Below are 17,212 nucleotides of genomic sequence, written 5' to 3'. Positions count from 1 at the left end.
CCCGGACCTTGTACACACCGCCCGTCACACCATCTGAGTGGGGAGCACCCGAAGAGGTTGTCCTTAACCGCAAGGAGAGGCACTTCTAAGGTGAAACTCGTGAAGAGGGTGAAGTCGTAACAAGGTAGCCGTATCGGAAGGTGCGGCTGGATCACCTCCTTTTATAAAGGAAACCAATTACCTTTCGTTAGGATTGTTGTCACGCTACGTTGTATTTTGTAAAAGTTAAGTCATTTACCATTGTTCACTCTCAAACCTCGCTAAATCTAGCGGGGTTTTTTTATGAGCAGAGCGAAGAAAACAATGAGACATAATCCGAAGGTGAATCCACAAACCCCCACCCGAGTTAGGCCATGCTGGGAGTGGCTCATGGGCAAGTGCCGATTTCCCCCTAACAGAAAACCCCAATCCTGAATTCACAGCAAAAGTATTTCTAGCCAAAGGAATCTTCTGTAATCTAACATTGGTTCTGAATTTACCGGAGTTGAAGTTCTAAAAATTTTTATGATTTTTGTGATTGATTAATCAATAAATAGGAATGGGAGAAAAAAATGGAGAAAGTGTTGGTATTGGGAGCTACAGGAGGAACGGGCAAAGCTCTCGTTCAGGAATAGATTGTGATAGGGATCGGAGTCATTGCCTTCGGAAGAAATTAAGAGGCCTTAGACCATTTGGCTCAGGAATTAGGGAATCCAGAAAAGATGAAATTGGCATTAGGTGATGTTTTTCAGTGGGAATCGATACGAGAGGAAGCAAAAACAGCGACGATAATTTTCCAAGCATCTAACGTTCCTTATCATGAGATGGCCACAAAATCATTGTTAATTGCTGGATCCGTAATGAAAGCAGCTGAGGCAAATTCCCATAAATTTGTTTTTGTTGATGGTGTCTATGTTTATGGGCCAAATTCCGGTTATGCGGTGGAAGATACTTATAATAGAAAACCAAACTCAAAAAAAGGTAAAATTAGAATTGAAATGGAGAAACTCATATTTTCATCCAGATGGAAACAGAGGAAACCCCTGATCGTTAGGTTGCCAGATTATTACGGACCTACCAGTAAAAATTCTTATTTGAATCCTACCTTAGAGGGTTTGGCATTCGGAAAACCTTCTTTATTTATTGGGGATACAACTGTTAAACGAGAATATATTTACCTACCCGATGCAGCTAAAATGATCGTGAAAGTAGCATTCAAAAATTCCTCTTATAAAAGAAATTGGAAACATTCCAAAAACTCCATTTTACATTGGCCTTAAAGAAACATTCGAATCCATACGATCTAACAAAAGATAATAGAACTTGATATCCGGTTTATGATTTAAATCTATGCCGGATTTTTTCTTCATTCAAATCGAATGATGATATTGGGATTTCCTGAAATGAGTTTTATATAATACCCATTATCAGGAGGGGGTGGATTGCCAATTAAATCAGAATTCCAAAGATTATATTTTATTTCTGTTGGGGTTGCTGCGATCGGTGTTCGTTCGTAAGTATAAGTTGGGGAGGTTAAACAAGAGTCACTTGTGATCCACGTAACTTTAGTTTCGGAAACCTTTTCAATAAAAAGGGAATGGTTGGAAACTGGATTATTTGAATACGAATGGGGAGTGGTTCCTTCCGCGGAAAAACGGAACCATTTCATTTCATTTAACTTTAATTCCATCGGTCGAGATTCCCCTCTCTTAAAAATAAAGGATGGATGTTTGCAAGAGTTGGAATAGTATTCATTTGCAAAATTGATGACAAACAATTGAAGTAAAGGGTCATTCTTTTCCTCCAATGGATATCTTTTGCTACATTTGGTTAATGAAATAACTATAGAGAGTATTATGAATATAAGTTTAGAATTCAAATTGTACCTTTTCATTCACTTCTTAAATTGCACTAGTTTTGGATGATTTTAACTGTTGTTTGAGTGTCGGAATTCAGTTCTATTCGAAATCTATTGGTTTCGGAAAACTGTACCGAATCTTTTTCAATTTTGAATATAACTTCAGTGGGTGTTGCCGATTGTGGTGTCATTGTTGATCTGGAAGGAGAGGAAAATGTTTTACACGACGTCCAGGGCCTCAATGAAATAGATGTGGAACTATCCTTTGTGACAGTAAGGAAATAATCTCTTTTTTCTTCCGGTGGCGTTATGTTTCCGTTAGGTGAAAATTGAAACCAAGAAGATTTATCCTTTTGAAGTGCGATCTGGTATTCGGTTCCTTTTTCTACTACAAACTCCGCTTGCGGGCAATAGTTGACCATCGCAGGTAAAATTTCCATGATAATAACTATCAAATTATTGTTTTGGTTTAGTTTTTCAGTTTCCTTGTCCTCACATCCAAGAATGACCATAGGAATTAATAAATAGAGAGATATCCATTTGATTTTTTTGAATTTACTTTTCAAAATTTCCAACCTGAATATTCCATTCCATTTATTTCGCATAGCTGAATTGAATTCAGCTATTTATGAAGTTGTCATTCACAAAACTACTGTTTGTTTAAAAAAAGCCAAACAGCTTGTATGATTGGCTATCGAATATTTGATGTTTATTGTGGCAAAGATTATGACATTCGTTCGTAAATCGCCCTTTCTATTTTTATGGAATGGAGAGCTAAAAATTCAGGCATAACAAATCCTTGTTTTTGGTAGGCAGCGAAAACCAATGTTTTGGCATTGTCTAAGCTAGTTTTGTTTTCCCAAGTAGCTACTGTCACGAATAAGATTTTATCCTCTGCTTCATGGATGTATGCAGTATCACCCAAAAAACCAGAAATGGTTTTTATTAAGTCTCGGTTCTGCTTAACACGTTCTAAAAAGACTTCTTTGGCTTCCTTTGGAAATTCGAACCTGTCGATTAGAATTTGGTTCATTGTGTCCTCTTAACCTTTGTTGGCTTTTGCAGCCTGGTTATAAATTAGGATACAATCGATTTTGGATTAAAAATTGTAAAAAATCAGAAAAGCGAATTTGGTTACCAATTTTGTGGGTTTTGGAAGAAAACCTTCGGTGACTCTCCTGTATAAAGTTTGAAATCTTTGTTGAAATGGGACTGGTCAAAATATCCCGCATTGTATGCAAGATCGGTTAATGAGGTAGTCGGAGAATAGGACGTTATAGCAGATCTAATTCTTATAATATTTGCATAATGTTTCAAAGTGGTTCCCACCATCTCTTTGCACTTTTTTTCTAAGGAATCCAAACTAATGGGTAATCCTTGTTTTAGAGCTTTCATTTTTATATTTCCATTTGCGTTCTGGATTTTTACAAGAGTTTGTCTAAGGATTGGATCGATTTGTTTTTGTCTTTGAATATGAAGTAAAAAATTCTCTATTAAATTGATACAGTCCCGACTTGATTGGGATTCAAATAATTTTTCTTCCATTTCCCGATACATAGAATTTGAAATCAAGTTCTCTAAGCTGATTGTCTTTTCGTAAAAGTCCGAGATTGGTTCCTTAAAAAAGGCAGTTGCTCCAATTTCTGTGAAGATTACCAGTAGGGCTGAAGAATTTTGGGGATAAATGATTTTTCTCACCGTTTTTCTAAACCCCGCAATTCCCATCCGAGGTAAGTCATAGAGTGTATTTGATTCCAAAGAACGAAGGTTTCCCTGTAATTGAAAGGACAACACTAGGTGAGGGTTTGGTAGGATGCGGTTTTCGATTCCGTTTTCTGTTTCTATGATGAGGTATTTTTGGATATAAGGCCGCAAAGCAAAAGATGGAAAATAACTCTGGATTTTCATTTGCAAGGGTCTCTCTGAAATGCCTCTATTGAAAATTGGCCTTTTGCGCTGATCAAGGCAACTCGTTTTTTAAATTCGTAATTCAGTCTCATCCAATCTAAAATTAGATAAATAAGAAGACAAAAACTTAGATTAGGACTTCTTCCTAACACGAATGGAAATTTCTTTCGTTTGACAAATAACAAGTCAATCTCTATTTTTACTCACAAAAGAGTGGGCACGGATTGATGCAATACCTAACAAAAGTTCGTTTTGTCTCCCTGTTTTTTGCGATTGGCCTGTTTGGTTCCTGTCAATTTCCTGGTTTAGAAAACGGCTGTGATCCTACATCTGAATCTTTCCAAGACTTTTATCTTGCGCGGATTCTTGTGGATGATGATCGAGAGTATTGCGGTTCTATCGCGCCCAATCGATCCATTTGCGAAATGGATCCCTTATCAATCATCCAACCAAGACGTTGGAAGTATGTTTCATCAGAAATAAGAAAGCAGGCATTACTTGGAACTAATGGGGTCAGTTTCACAGCTTTTACTCCTTCCTATACGGGCGCTGCCAAATGGTTAGGCGGAATACTCGCTAATGATCAAAAGATCTATTCCATCCCTTATAACCAATCTGATATTCTTGTCATAGATCCCACAAACCAAACCGCTTCTGGTTTATCAACAGGAATCAGTGGATTGGCACAATGGGAAGGTGCTGTGCTTGCGCCAAATGGTAAAATTTATTCCATACCAAGAGACTCAGATCAAATCCTTGTAATCAATCCATCCGTTAATCAAAGTTATACATTGCCTTCGCCAGAAATTGGCATTAATAAGTGGAGAGGTGGTGTGCTTGCACCGAATGGATTGATTTATGGAATCCCCAATAGTTCTAACAAAATTCTTGTGATTGATCCACAAACAGATAAGGTCAGAACTATTCCTTCTCCGCTTTCACTTTCAAATATGTGGGAAGGAGGGGTCCTTGCACCTAATGGAAAGATTTATGCCTTTCCAGTCGATATTGATTTCATTTTTGTTTTAGATCCTTTTTCTGAAAGAAGTTACGTGATTCCTTCTCCAAAAACAGGACTTGGAAAGTGGAGGCATGGCCTTGTTGCACCTAACGGTAAATTAATCGGTATACCTTCGAATGATACTGAATTTTTAATTATAGACCCTAACAATGATTCAATGAACTTATGGCTTTCGCCCGTTGTGGCTGCAGCAAAATGGCGGGGTGGTATTTTGGGAGCCGATGGTAGGATATACACTATACCTGCCGATATTACTGATTTCATTGCCTTTGATCCAGATACCTTTGTGTCTGCTACTTATAATTCGGGAATCTCGGGAGGAAACAAGTGGGGAGATGCGGTATTAGCACCTAACGGTAAGATTTATACAGTTCCACATACGAATGACCAAGTATTAGTCATCGATCTTGGCACTAATGGTAAGATCTGTGGCAATTTATTGCGAAGTAGTTATTGGAATTTGTATTAATAGACTCAAATTTGAATCTTTCTAAAATTCAATTGACATAACCTTCAAACCAATTACAAAATATGTATGCGATGGAAAGCATCTGAATTTTGGAAAAATGCATCTCCGAATGAATTATTAGATTTTTTCCAATCCATTGAACAAGGATCTGACTTAAAATCTTTGGCAGATCACATGTTAGCCGAAGATGAGTTTTGTGACTTGGTATTCGAATATTTATGGCTTCTTCGTTCTGAAGAAGGTTCTAAACGTTTTCTGAATGATGTCGACTTAACACCAGAACTTCTTATGAAGTTCATCTATTTTGGTTATGGAAAACAGTTTTTATCTGGCAATTTCGATTCCAATGCTTACTTTTTACAAGTTAGGAAATTGTTTAATTCAGCACAAAGTTTAAGAATTTTATCTCTTGCGGAAGAGATGGACCGAGATCCTACATTAAAGATCCATCTTTTATCCAATTTGGATCCTCAAACTTGGGAAGCTTACTTTGATATATTAGAAGAAAAGAATATGACGATGCAGGCTCTTCTCGGGATTTTTTCAAATCTCAGAGAAAACGAAATTCGCAAAATCCTTTTGAATAGCCATACACTCTATTATTATTTACGAATGATGATGGTCTCAGGAATGAAAAAAGTTGCAGAACAGACCCCAAAAGAAATGGAAAATCGAATCAGATTAGAATCTATTTTAGATTCGATTCATGTCTGGGAAACATTTTGCCAAGGATTAAGTGAAAGGTTTGATTTTAAATCTGAAGCTAATCTCGCACCCAATAAAAGAGATCCAGATCGATTATCGCTTGTTTTACGGGAGCTTAAAAAAATTCCATCCCAAGACAGAGGGGATGTATTGGTTTATATGCGGGGGAATGGTGCTGTTTTGGATGTTTGGGAGGAGACAACAATACTATCGGCATTAGGCAATTTTGATCGCGTAGGCAAATACTTCTAGACTCTAATTTTTAAAATAATTCTAAAATTTTCTCTCGTACTTACCCTTGTCCTTTTTTCCATTTTTAAATATTTTCCATATTTTTTATTCTAATTCAAAATACAAATTCTGAAAGTCTAGTTTTCCTTTCGTCCCTTGTATAAGAGTTGAGGGGCAAAAATGCAAGTTTTGGTTTATGAGTTTTGGAAAAAAAGTTCACCTCAGCATGCCAAGGAATCTTTCGAATTTCTTTTAACAACTCCGAATCTTCATGAATATTTGGAAATTCTATTTGAGGTTGATGAATTAGTAGAGTATTTCTGTAGTTATTGTTGGATACTTAGAGAAGAGGATGTTTTAAAAGAGCTAATCAATCACTCTGCGATGCCTGCTAATTTGATTTGTAAGGCAGTTTATTATGGTTTTGGTAAATATATTAAAACGGGAAATATAACACCTGATTACTATTTTTCCATTTGGGCAAAAATCATTAGTTCTGAGAAAAGTTTAGATCTTTTACTTACCGAACCTATGGTGGAAAAGGATGTGACTTTTCAATTAAATCTACTTAGCAATTTAAATGCCAAACAATGGGAGGAGTATTTTGAATCATCTGTATCCGAAACAACGGAACAGAATACAGACTCTTTTCTTCGAATCTTTGAAAAAATTGATTCTATTCATTGTAAACGATTATTGTATCGAAACCCAAATTTATACCAATACTTGCGAATGTTAGTTGTTTTTGATAAACAAGAATCAGTCCCAGGTTTTTTGTTTCAATTGGAAAATAATCTAAAAACAATTCATAGGTGGGAAGAATATGCAGACACAAAACGTAAGGAATTTTCACCAAAAGAGGAAAGAGAAAAATCACCAAGTCGTAGAAATGTCAATCGATTGACAGATATACTTAGGGATGGGCTTTTTATAGCAGATGTTTCTGACCGATTAGATTTTATTGAGTATTTAATGATTCGTGAAGTGATTGTAGATGAACAAGAAATGGATATCATTTGCCAATACATCGGTTTATCTGATTCTAACTCAAAGTTTGAAACCAAATTTTCCTCTATCCTTTCTTGTCCTATCGATTTGTCTCAATCAAAAATAGTTGATGGAATAGAAGTTACAGTTCAAAAGTAAATCCAACATTGATTTGACGGAAAGGCCCTGGTTGGATGCCTGTAGGTAACCGACCAGAGACATATTGTTTGTCTTGAATGTTTTTAGCATTGATAAACACCGACCACTTGTCTGGTGATCTGTAACCAAAACTAGTATTCCAAAGTTCAACTTTAGGAATTATACCTTTATTACCATCTTCGGATTCGTCTTTTGTGTTCAATAAATCAGAGTATTGTTTTCCAATGTATTGGTATTCTAAACGACTATAATATCCCTGTGGTGAAGAAACACTAATAGCTGTAGTGACTGTTTCTTTCGGTACATAGGGTAAATAGTTTCCCGTTGTGTCTGTCGAAAGGTATTGATAGTTGTTCACTGTATAAGCTGGCAAGTATTCTACAACTTCTCTTCCGTCACTTGTTTGTGATACTGGGAATGGGTTAAAACTTCTGGATTTTGCTTCGATACGAGAGTAAATAAATTCAATCGGAACTCTCCATTCTGATTTTTGCATTTTTGCTGGATCCCATACAATCACTGACTCACCACCCGTATGAGTCGAATAACCAGTATTTGCTGGTCTAATTCCGTTTTCTCCTCCCACCTCGTTGACGTTGATGATTTGATCACGAAAGTACATTTTGTATCCAACAAGTTCTGTGTATAAATAGGATGTAATGTCGCCGCGAATTCCTGTTTCGTAATTTGTTGAGGTTTCTGGTTTTAACCTATAATCGTTACCTTGGGGACTAAATGAGGTACCAAATGTAGGGGGTGAGAAACCTTTGTGTGCTCCCGAAAACCAAATGAATTTTTTTGTAATATCATATGTGATTCCAAGTCCGGGAAGTATCACATGAGTCCTTGATTCACTGGAGCTTCTTCTGTTGACCGATACATCATTTGGTAAAACGGCACCAAGCCGGTAATCTTCTGTTGTCGCTTGTCTTCTTGTGGTAATCGCTTTTTGTCTTACTTCTTCATACCTAACTCCTGGAATTAATTTCCAGTTTTCAGAAAGTTGAATTCTGTCTTGGAAGTAAGCTGCGAATGATTCTATCTTACGTTCTTGTCGATTTAGATTAAAATTAGGGAGTGATGGTTGTACAAGATTATTTAATAGAGAATCTTCTTGGATGATTGCTTTGGAAAGATAACCTAAAGGATCATCTGTTTTTTTTACATTAGTTTGCGTTAAATTGTTTTCGCCATGGATTCGAACACCAATGTCTGTTTCATGTTTTAGTCCGAAGGTAGAAAATTTAGATTCTAATTTTGTTTCTATTCCACCTACCATAAAGGATTGATCCCTACTGATATATGATTCTCGCATATAAATAGTATCTCCAGGTCGATTTCCAATGATACCTGGTGAGTAAGTACGAATTGTATCTAAGGGGGGATTTAAATATCCACCTGTAGTCGATTTTCCAGATAAAAAATCCTGTCTTGACCAATTCCGTTCTGCTTGGGAAAAATAACCTCTTATCATTAGATTATGATCATCGGATAATTTCCAATTATGAGAAATGATAGTCTGGCTGCGGTTTAATTGTTTTTCATCATATTCTGCCGGATTGATTTTTGGATCCATCCGGAAAAGACCTTGTGACAATCCTAAGTAAGTGGACTGTGCGTTTTGCATATGATATCCTAATTTAATCGTTGTACTATGGTTTTGGTTCCAATCTTGGATCCATTTAACATTTCCTTCGGTAACATCAAAACTTTGATGATTTCTAAATCCATTTCCTTGTTTTCTTAGTAACGAAACTTCAAATGCACTTGATCCAAAACTTTTTCCATAGGAATTATAAGTGGATAAATAACCATTTTCACCACCCACATTTTTTGTATAAAAGGTTGATTCCGCTGGCGGACGTTTGGTGACAAAGTTAACAATCCCTCCAATGGTGTTTGGTCCAAATAAAATTGAACCAGAACCTTTGATGATTTCAATTCTTTCCATTCTTTCAATCGAGGGAGAATAATAACTTTCTGGTTGTCCATAAGGAGAGAGGGAAGTTAAAATCCCATCTTCTAAAATGAGTGTTTTCCTAGATTCTTCGTTACTAACTCCCCTAAAACCAATGTTTGGTGTAAGTCCTGCTGCATCTTGGAAACGTACGCTTGCGCCAGGAGTCCTTCTTAAAGCTTCCATCGGATCTGTGGGAGAAGCTTCTTCTAGATATTTTTTATCTATGATATAAGCAGATCCTGGAATTTTTTTTAAGTCTTCTTTTTTGTTTCCTATAACATGAATTCCTTCACTCTTTTGCGGTTTTGTTTCTTGTTCCTCAGTGTTATTCTGAGAAAAGATCTGTATATTTCCTGAAATGATTAGGAAGTAAATAAGGGATATTTTTAGTTTTCGAAAATTCATCGAATGAGTCCTTTTAAGGGGAAAAAGTTTGTTTTGATTTTGGTAAGATCTTCGTTAGGTGAAAATAAAGGCCGAGCCGGTTTCCCATTGATGGATACATGGGATAAAACATACACCGGGATTCCAGCGATTCCAGTTCGTTCATATTCTTGTTTTTGTAAGTATCTTGCAAATTGTAGGATATGTTCTGGTTGGATCGTCATCATCCTATATTGGTAATCAGTCAATATATCTTTGGGATTGATTTGCCGGTTTTGAATTGTAAACACTGCAGATCCCACTTTGTCTGCAACCATCACTTGCCAGGAAAATTTAATTGTTTCTTCTGTCCAAATGACTTGCCCAGGGTAAAGTATATGCCTTAAAGGGATGGTTACCTGTAACAAAAAGTAGGCGAATAAAATATATTCTCTAATTCCGAAATCATTTGCATTGTTTTTTAATGGAACCTTCGATACCGAAAGATCGATTTTGTTTTTTGAAAATCGATTCATTAGTATTTGTGGCCAATTAGGTGCAAAAAAAATCAGTGAAGAGAGACTCATCACAATGGGGAAAACGCCGATTGGAAAAAGAAAGGATGTGAACGAGTGAAAAAAAAGAACGACTAACCAAGCCTGCAAACGAAACCTTTTTGTGCAAAGTAAGAATGGAATCGACAAATCAAAGAGGAGTCCAATCCAAGAGAAAACAAATGCTGTGAGGGGAAGGCCAAGGATGGGATCTAAAAGTGGAAATTTTCCTTCCGATTGGTACAACCATAGTTTCAATGGGAGAGCTTCGAATAACCAGTCTGGTTGGAGTTTGGCGATCCCTCCAAAAAAATAAACAAGACCCATTTGTAATCGAATGGCATACAACCATAGTTTAGGAATAGGTTTTGCATTGTTTAGCCAGTCTTTAAAACGAAAGGTTGGTGTATTTGATTTACTAACAGGAGATAACCATAGTAAAAAACCGAGTAAAGAAATCAGATAATAATGATTCAAATAGATGGTTGCATCTGAAAAATGAAACCAAGTGAATCCAGCGGTAAAAACCAAAAGATTGAATCGTAAAAAATATCCTAGAAAAATTCCGAGTGCAGTGAGGAGTAATACTCCAAATAAAAGATAAGTAAAAACTGGTGGCAAAGGGTGGATCCATTCCCAACCAAAGTGTTTGAAAAAAAAAGTTGGTTTGATAAAGTAAGAATGAATCCATCCGAAATAGAAATAACGAAAAATAATGATCGTTGTCGCAAATCCATACCCAATGCGAAAGAAATGAAGGGAAAGTGAAGAAACTGGATTGAATAAAAACTTAATCGCCATCATTTGAACTAACCCCGATGGTTCCGCCGAGGGCACTGATCAGTTCTGTGCTAATCAATACTCTAAGTTTCTTAAATTCATTGAGCATCACTTCCACATCGCTGTTTCCTGTTGTGATTGCATTTTGAAAGGTACCGTACTTTAACTTTAAAGAGGACACTGATGCTGATGTGATTCGGATTTGTTCCTGAAGTCTTGGAACCACCGTTTCACTTCGGAGTGCTAAGAATTTATAAAGCCCAGCATCTCCAATATCAGAGAATCCTTGAAGATTTTGTAAAAGTGAGTCAAAGGATAAGTTTGCATATGGTGTTTCTACCTTTGTGATATCCTTTACTCCTAAATTTGTGGCTCGTAATCCAGAAGGTTCAGCAATTTTGATATCAACAATTGTATTACAAAAAAATACCATTTGGTTGGTCAGTTCCGTGAGTCCGTCTTTCGTGTTGGGGTATTCGCGACTCCCTTTACCTGCATTCGTAAAAGAATAATAAAAAGAAGAACTTCTTGATTTATCCCAATGAAAAATAAGTAATCCTGTCTGAGTTTTAATATCTTGGATCAGTTTGGTTAAATAAGTCCTTCGGTTGACGTCTGCGAATGCAGTGTTTGTACTGCTGGCATTGTCTTTAAACAGGAGGTATTCTACCGTATCTAATCCATCCACTCGGAGTCCGCTCGGCGTTAGATTCGAAGTGATTTTTGATTCAATCAACGTTGGGTCGATAGGGAAGGCTCTCGAAAAACTATCTAAAAAAAGATACACATTAAACGGAATGTTTGCTGGTCCAAAATAAGCCCATTCTATTTGCCTATATGCTAAGTCAGTTTCTATCCAAGCGTTCCTAACAAGATTCAAATTATTAGTATCTTGTGTTGTTGTGTAAGCTGCTGCTGCAGTCTGTAATGCGGAGACTTTCTGGTCTAAATTTGTATACTTGGGGATGATTAAGTTGTTAGAAATATCAACGAGTAAACTGGAAGTTGTATATGTCTTTAAGTATGTATCGACCAAACCCAATATTTGTGCCTTTTCAGAAGCACTATCTGATTGGACTCCACAATTGAATAAAAATAAATAGAACCCGTAAGTTAGAATTTTTAATTTAATATTAATTGGTTTCATAAAGATTTAAGAAAACTAATGATTTTCGTTCTAGATTCTTTGGGTAATTGTTTGTAATTGTTTTTACTTTGTTCTGATTCTCCTCCATGCCAAAGAATTGCTTCTTGAATCCCTCTGGCTCTTCCATCGTGAAGTAAAAGTTCATGCCCATTGACCCTTTCAATGAGACCAAGACCCCAAAGTGGAGTGGTCCTCCATTCATTTCCCGTTGCTAAAAAGTCAGAACGAAAATCACTGAGTCCATCCCCCATATCATGTAAGAGTAAATCAGTATAAGGTCGTATTTCTTGGTTTGCTACTTCTGGAATGGAATGATCCCCAGTTTTCATCCTTGGGATATGGCAAGACGAACATCCAATTTGAATGAATAGTTCTTTTCCTTTTTTGACATCCTCTGTCCGCCAACCCCTTCTTCCTGGAACACTCACTAAGCTAGTATAGAATGTAACGCGCGATAAACGATCGCTGGAGATTTCGGGGTTGGTTCCATTACCAGTAGGACTTGCGGCGCAAAGGTTTTGTCCTGCGACACAATTTTCTGTAGGAAAGATTGGTGTAGTGAGTCCAATATCTCCCAGAAAGGCACTGGCATTTTGGTGGTTTAGATTTGGTTGGTTTGCTTTCCATCCAAACCTTCCAAGAAAAGCTTTGGCTTGTGTTGTATCCCAAACAAGATTTGGTTTTCCAGAGACTCCATCTCCGTTTGAGTCTGTAACGTCAGCAAGTGAACGAATGGTAGATTCGGGAATGGCTTCTAAAAGTCCAAGACCAGGCATCATGGGTGCTGTTCTTGGAGAAATGAAAAAACTACCAGAAGGATTATTCGTAGGATGGTAGGGTTGGCCAGGATTAGCTACATTGATTTGAGTGGCACCACCACCAACGTTCCAAGTGATCGAATAACTTGGTTTTCGTAGGGAATAACTTTCTCCATCGGGAAAAGTTCCTGGTTCTTCTGTATAAGTAATGGTTACAATTCCTTCTTTGGGAATTTGGGTACCTGTTCCAAATTCTAAAATTCCTTCTGTATTGAGTTGGGTTCCAAAATTGGTCATAGCAACAGGTCCACCGGTGGTAGGATTGGATCCAGTGACACTCAAACGGAGGAGCATAGAAGTAAGGCTTGTACCATCAGCAGGTGGCCGTCCTCTTCCGTCTTTGACGTGGCAACCTTGGCAAGAACGATTGTTAAAGACAGGGCCAAGTCCAGCTACAGAAGAATTTCCTGCAGGTAACCAAGTGCGATTGAAGTTAGCATTTCCATCTTGGAAATCAATGGACCTTCGTGAATCTAAAACATTAGCAGCTTCTAAGTCGAAAGCTGACTCTGTGGAATCAAAAGTAGTAGTATCTCCACCACTGAATTGTTCACAAGGGTCGTTTAAAAAATCTCCCGAAGAACATTGGGGAGAGGATATAAGGGCAGCAAGGATAAGGGCAGTGGTCGCTTCATCGTTTTCTTGTTTTTTGCATGTGAAACTAAGAGCAAGTAAAGTCAGTAGGATAAGGTGTTTTGTTTTCATTTCTATATTTATTTATTGAAGAACTAAGCCATCATCTCCAATGGAGACTCCATAGCTTGCTGCAGATCTTTGTAGAGCTTTCGCTATTTCTTGAACTGCGGGTTGGATTTGGTAACGGAAAATATTATAGTCAGCATTTTCTGTTACTGAGCCCGATACATTTACGGTTGCAATCATTCGATCAAAACGACTCGATACGATGCTACTATTACATGCTTGGTTCAAAGAAACATCTTCTGTAAATTCATTCAGGCAGAAAAGTTCCGCAGTGGCAATTCGTTCTTTGATATAACTAGATTCATTACCCAAAAGATTTTTGAGACCGTAGCCGCTTATGGTTTTCGATCCACTATAAGTTCCATTATAAAGGTTATCTAATCCTTTGGCATCAAAGTAAAAATCTGCTTTTGTATTGTCTGAAAAACAAGAATGTTCTTCTTCTTGTTCTCCGCCAAATACTCCCGTCATCCTTTCTCCACCCCACTCTCCACCAGAGAATCTAGCAATTCCTCGGAGTATATTTTCAAAGGAGGTGGCACTCGATTTGAATTTAGCAACATATGAAGTGGATAACGTTGGATCCCAGGAGTTCTTTAAGAGTAGGAGGTGGGCTTCCAGAATTTCCGTTGCATACAACAAATAAGCTGAACGTTTTGCCGCTGCACTTCCGGCACCATTTGCTGTTGTGAAATTTGTTTGTGTAATCGATGTGCCTGGTGTGAAGTTATTTTGCGCATCAGCACCCCATAACAGATATTCAATGGCATGCCATCCCACAGAAATATTTTTGGCACTATCTCCATCTGGACAATTTCCACCGGAACAGTCTCCACCATTTGCATCAATTAATCCTTGTTTTGTGATTGTTCCTGTCAGGATGACAGTATCAATATAACCTTCATCTAGGGGCCAAGCATTCATTAAAGGTTCTAATTCCACTCCCCCTGTGAGTGCTGGGTTATCAATCGGACCTTGGCTAAATCGAAAAATCTCTGTTTGCAGGTAACTCCTTCTTGCTTTTCTCCAATAGGTCTTCAATTCGTTTAGCTCTGAAAGAGAAGGGGAGGCCTTTGCGGTGAAGGTAGTTACTTTTTGTCTTAAGGCAACTACATCTGAATAAGCATCACTATAGTTTTCAAAAGCGATTTGGGAATAGGTTTCTAAAAATGCAGATTGGTTTGGGGCACTGCCGACCAGGGCAATGGCCGCCAGAAGGTTTGCATCCGAGTTTTCCTTTTCGGGAGTACAATCATTTAGCACAAGGCCGAGTAATAGTACGAAAGTAAGATTTCGCATCGATGTCATAAGGGTATTCTCCTACCAAATGAGATAGATTCTCATTATTATTTAAACAACGTTCTTGAAGCACCTTGGGAGGGCAATAGGTTTTATCTAGTGTTCCGTTGATATTTATCAGAGAATCGATAAGAGGCCAACTGATGAACTTCGTTCAAAAAATCTCAGTGGTTCGGAAATAAATTATTTGACACTCGTTCAAAAAGCCATAACTCTATGGCAATTGTTTAAAATATGTTAAAAATGTTCCGATTGGGAGGAAATATGAACGCAAAAGTAGCATTAGGACTGGTATGGTCCTTGGTTTTCGCAGGGTCTCTCTCTGCTCAGACCCAAAGCCAAATGTTCCAAAGAGTGGGTGTCGTGGGAGATTCCCTAAGCCAAGGTTTCTTTGGAGTCACTGTAGAGAAAAAAACACAAGATTGGGCCTATCCTGTCCTTGTCAGTAAACAAGCTGGTGCTTCCGTTTCTTACAACGTTCTCAAGGGACCATTTGTAAACTTAGAAGACGTGCTTAAATGGGACTGTGGAATTTTCTGTATTGCAGAAAGTATCATAGGTGGAAATGCCTCTACTGTTTCTCTACCAACTCATGCAGGTATCACTGGAGCTGAGTATACAAGCCTTCTTAAAACATCTGGTAAATGTGAAGATATCACTGCCACCAAACAAGAAAAAGAATGGTACTGGGCAAAATGGTATTGGTATACTTACCGTTGGGTGACAGTTGCTGATTGCCAAGAACCAGATAAGTTTCATAGATTTGGTCTACGTGACGCAGGTACTCAGACCCAAGTAATGGAAAAAGTAAAACCTACCTTTCTATTTGGATCGGCTGGAGCCAACCACGTTCTTTGTACTGCACTTCATACATCAACCGACTGTTTGGATGAAACAAGATTCAAAAGAGATATTCGTGAATTTTTCCGCAGAATGTCTGTTATGGGAAGCTTACAAGGTGGAGTTCTTTTTACCGTTCCAAACGTAACTGCCATTGCATTCCTCGAAAATTACAAAGATCCTAATGGACGTGCAAACTATACCGGACTCAAGGCTTTCTTTAGAAATTCTGTTTCGGATCCAAATCAAGTTCTTGATGCAAATGAAATCGCAAGCATTTCCACTTTTCTAAATATGTTAAACAACGAAATTAAAGCACAAGCTGCTACTATGCGTTTTGCTGTTGCTGATTTACGTGTGATATTTGATGATTTAAAAGAAAACGGAAGACCGATTCGTAGTGCTGAAGGTTGGTCTCCTGGAAACGCAAGAGCTAATTGGCCTCTTCCAAACCAACCTGGAGTTTTTGGTTTAGATGGTGTTCACCCTAACATGTATGGACATTCACTATTCGCAAATGAATTAATCAAGGCAATTAACACTCGTTATGGGTATTCAATTCCTCAAGTAAGTGAATACACTGCTTGGTATTATGATTCACTCAACAGAAATCCTGTGGACTTAAAGAAATTTCTTACAGAGAACATCTTTGGTCAGGCAATTTCTTGGGTAATTTCTATCTTTACATAAGAGGTTAAAAGATGAGCAAGCGGTTTATAGGTATCATTTCGGTTTGTGGATTTCTATTGGTATTGTTTTCTTATGTTGTTTGGAAGTTCTCTTCCCACAAAACAAATAAACAAACAGAGGTCACCGATTCCGATTTCGGAAATTCAGAAAGTCACGCCAATTCATTGTTTGATGATCCTGAGTTTTCCGACGCTCCCAATCCTGAAGAATTGGAATTGGCACAGGCTGAGGTACTTTGGCCGTTTGCTTTGGAAAAAAAACCGAATCGTAAAGAAGAAGTAAAAGAAGAGTGGAGAGATTTTGCGGCGAAATATCCAAAAAATTTCTACATTCCTCGAGAAATTAAAACTCGGATGACTGAAGCAGAAGAGAAGGAACAACTCGAAATGTTAGATTCTTTTACTGCTATGGATGCTAGTATTTCTGCATCTATTTCCAAAGAAAAATGGTCGGACAAACCTTCCGCAGAAGAGCCAAACGCTACCGACCGACCATCGGCTAAAACACAAAAAGCTTATTTTGATTTTAAGATCAATGAATTAGAATCAAGGATACAAATGGTCGAGTATTGGATGGAAAACAAACAACCGGCAGGTGATGTCAAAGTATCTGCAGAAAAAGATTTAAAACTTTGGAAAAAGGAATTGGCCACTTTAAAAGAAGTAAGAAGCCAGGTTCCTAATTCTTAATCACTTTCTCATTCAGTGACAGAAAAAAAGGGGACCAGTGGTCCTCTTTTTTT

Annotated in this window: 15 protein-coding genes and 1 rRNA gene; 7 read left to right on the top strand and 9 right to left on the bottom strand. The window is 37.6% G+C overall.

Features of this window, described 5'->3' with window-relative positions:
* Together LEP1GSC203_RS13200 and LEP1GSC203_RS13195 are read left to right on the top strand one after the other, a co-directional pair.
* Nucleotides 1–162 (top strand): 16S ribosomal RNA (locus tag LEP1GSC203_RS13200); the annotation flags it as partial.
* Nucleotides 163–671: 509 nt separating this feature from the next.
* Nucleotides 672–1,259 (top strand): NAD-dependent epimerase/dehydratase family protein, encoded by a 588-nt coding sequence (locus tag LEP1GSC203_RS13195; RefSeq protein ID WP_051064164.1) that lies wholly within the window; start codon nt 672–674, stop codon nt 1,257–1,259.
* An 86-nt stretch (nt 1,260–1,345) separates the two neighbouring features.
* Here the strand turns inward: LEP1GSC203_RS13195 and LEP1GSC203_RS13190 are convergent, their stop codons facing one another.
* The 4 genes from LEP1GSC203_RS13190 to LEP1GSC203_RS13175 all read right to left on the bottom strand — a co-directional run bounded on the left by LEP1GSC203_RS13190 (nt 1,346) and on the right by LEP1GSC203_RS13175 (nt 3,745).
* Nucleotides 1,346–1,669: a hypothetical protein gene (locus tag LEP1GSC203_RS13190; RefSeq protein WP_002974407.1), complete on the bottom strand. Its 324-nt coding sequence runs from the start codon at nt 1,667–1,669 to the stop codon at nt 1,346–1,348.
* 221 nt (nt 1,670–1,890) lie between these two features.
* On the bottom strand, nt 1,891–2,403 hold the full coding sequence (locus LEP1GSC203_RS13185) for a hypothetical protein (protein WP_156808587.1): 513 nt from the start codon (nt 2,401–2,403) through the stop codon (nt 1,891–1,893).
* A 158-nt stretch (nt 2,404–2,561) separates the two neighbouring features.
* Complete coding sequence (locus tag LEP1GSC203_RS13180; RefSeq protein WP_002974200.1) at nt 2,562–2,870, bottom strand: antibiotic biosynthesis monooxygenase; 309 nt, start codon at nt 2,868–2,870, stop codon at nt 2,562–2,564.
* Nucleotides 2,871–2,971: 101 nt separating this feature from the next.
* Nucleotides 2,972–3,745 (bottom strand): helix-turn-helix domain-containing protein, encoded by a 774-nt coding sequence (locus tag LEP1GSC203_RS13175; RefSeq protein ID WP_002974294.1) that lies wholly within the window; start codon nt 3,743–3,745, stop codon nt 2,972–2,974.
* A 227-nt stretch (nt 3,746–3,972) separates the two neighbouring features.
* Here LEP1GSC203_RS13175 and LEP1GSC203_RS13165 point away from each other — a divergent pair, with 227 nt between their 5' ends.
* From LEP1GSC203_RS13165 to LEP1GSC203_RS13155, 3 genes are all read left to right on the top strand, one after another.
* Nucleotides 3,973–5,235 carry an NHL repeat-containing protein gene (locus tag LEP1GSC203_RS13165; RefSeq protein ID WP_002974447.1) on the top strand — a complete coding sequence of 421 codons (1,263 nt, stop codon included), beginning with the start codon at nt 3,973–3,975 and terminating at the stop codon, nt 5,233–5,235.
* 66 nt (nt 5,236–5,301) lie between these two features.
* Nucleotides 5,302–6,192 (top strand): LBF_1199 family protein, encoded by an 891-nt coding sequence (locus LEP1GSC203_RS13160; RefSeq protein WP_002973776.1) that lies wholly within the window; start codon nt 5,302–5,304, stop codon nt 6,190–6,192.
* A 159-nt stretch (nt 6,193–6,351) separates the two neighbouring features.
* Complete coding sequence (locus tag LEP1GSC203_RS13155) at nt 6,352–7,317, top strand: LBF_1199 family protein (protein ID WP_002973660.1); 966 nt, start codon at nt 6,352–6,354, stop codon at nt 7,315–7,317.
* Here the strand turns inward: LEP1GSC203_RS13155 and LEP1GSC203_RS13150 are convergent.
* The 5 genes from LEP1GSC203_RS13150 to LEP1GSC203_RS13130 are packed head-to-tail and all read right to left on the bottom strand — an operon-like array spanning nt 7,301 to nt 14,949.
* Nucleotides 7,301–9,682 carry a TonB-dependent receptor family protein gene (locus LEP1GSC203_RS13150; protein WP_002974243.1) on the bottom strand — a complete coding sequence of 794 codons (2,382 nt, stop codon included), beginning with the start codon at nt 9,680–9,682 and terminating at the stop codon, nt 7,301–7,303. The two genes, LEP1GSC203_RS13155 and LEP1GSC203_RS13150, sit on opposite strands and share 17 nt — an antisense overlap.
* Complete coding sequence (locus tag LEP1GSC203_RS13145) at nt 9,679–10,995, bottom strand: HTTM domain-containing protein (RefSeq protein WP_156808596.1); 1,317 nt, start codon at nt 10,993–10,995, stop codon at nt 9,679–9,681. Before LEP1GSC203_RS13145 ends, LEP1GSC203_RS13150 begins: the two co-directional genes overlap by 4 nt.
* Nucleotides 10,985–12,121, bottom strand: coding sequence for an imelysin family protein (locus tag LEP1GSC203_RS13140; RefSeq protein WP_002974419.1), 1,137 nt, complete (start codon nt 12,119–12,121; stop codon nt 10,985–10,987). The genes LEP1GSC203_RS13145 and LEP1GSC203_RS13140 overlap by 11 nt, the downstream gene beginning before the upstream one ends.
* Complete coding sequence (locus LEP1GSC203_RS13135) at nt 12,118–13,644, bottom strand: di-heme oxidoreductase family protein (RefSeq protein WP_002973788.1); 1,527 nt, start codon at nt 13,642–13,644, stop codon at nt 12,118–12,120. The genes LEP1GSC203_RS13140 and LEP1GSC203_RS13135 overlap by 4 nt, the downstream gene beginning before the upstream one ends.
* A 12-nt stretch (nt 13,645–13,656) precedes the next feature.
* Nucleotides 13,657–14,949 (bottom strand): imelysin family protein, encoded by a 1,293-nt coding sequence (locus tag LEP1GSC203_RS13130; protein WP_002974149.1) that lies wholly within the window; start codon nt 14,947–14,949, stop codon nt 13,657–13,659.
* Nucleotides 14,950–15,204: 255 nt separating this feature from the next.
* Between LEP1GSC203_RS13130 and LEP1GSC203_RS13125 the strand changes: the two genes are divergently transcribed.
* Both LEP1GSC203_RS13125 and LEP1GSC203_RS13120 read left to right on the top strand, forming a co-directional pair.
* Nucleotides 15,205–16,470 carry a hypothetical protein gene (locus LEP1GSC203_RS13125; protein WP_408605599.1) on the top strand — a complete coding sequence of 422 codons (1,266 nt, stop codon included), beginning with the start codon at nt 15,205–15,207 and terminating at the stop codon, nt 16,468–16,470.
* An 11-nt stretch (nt 16,471–16,481) separates the two neighbouring features.
* Nucleotides 16,482–17,159, top strand: coding sequence for a hypothetical protein (locus tag LEP1GSC203_RS13120; RefSeq protein WP_002974401.1), 678 nt, complete (start codon nt 16,482–16,484; stop codon nt 17,157–17,159).
* Nucleotides 17,160–17,212: the final 53 nt, after the last annotated feature.

The organism is Leptospira terpstrae serovar Hualin str. LT 11-33 = ATCC 700639, from assembly GCF_000332495.1.
Classification (GTDB): Bacteria; Spirochaetota; Leptospiria; order Leptospirales; family Leptospiraceae; genus Leptospira_A; species Leptospira_A terpstrae.
This window is presented reverse-complemented; position numbering and strand designations above follow the sequence as displayed.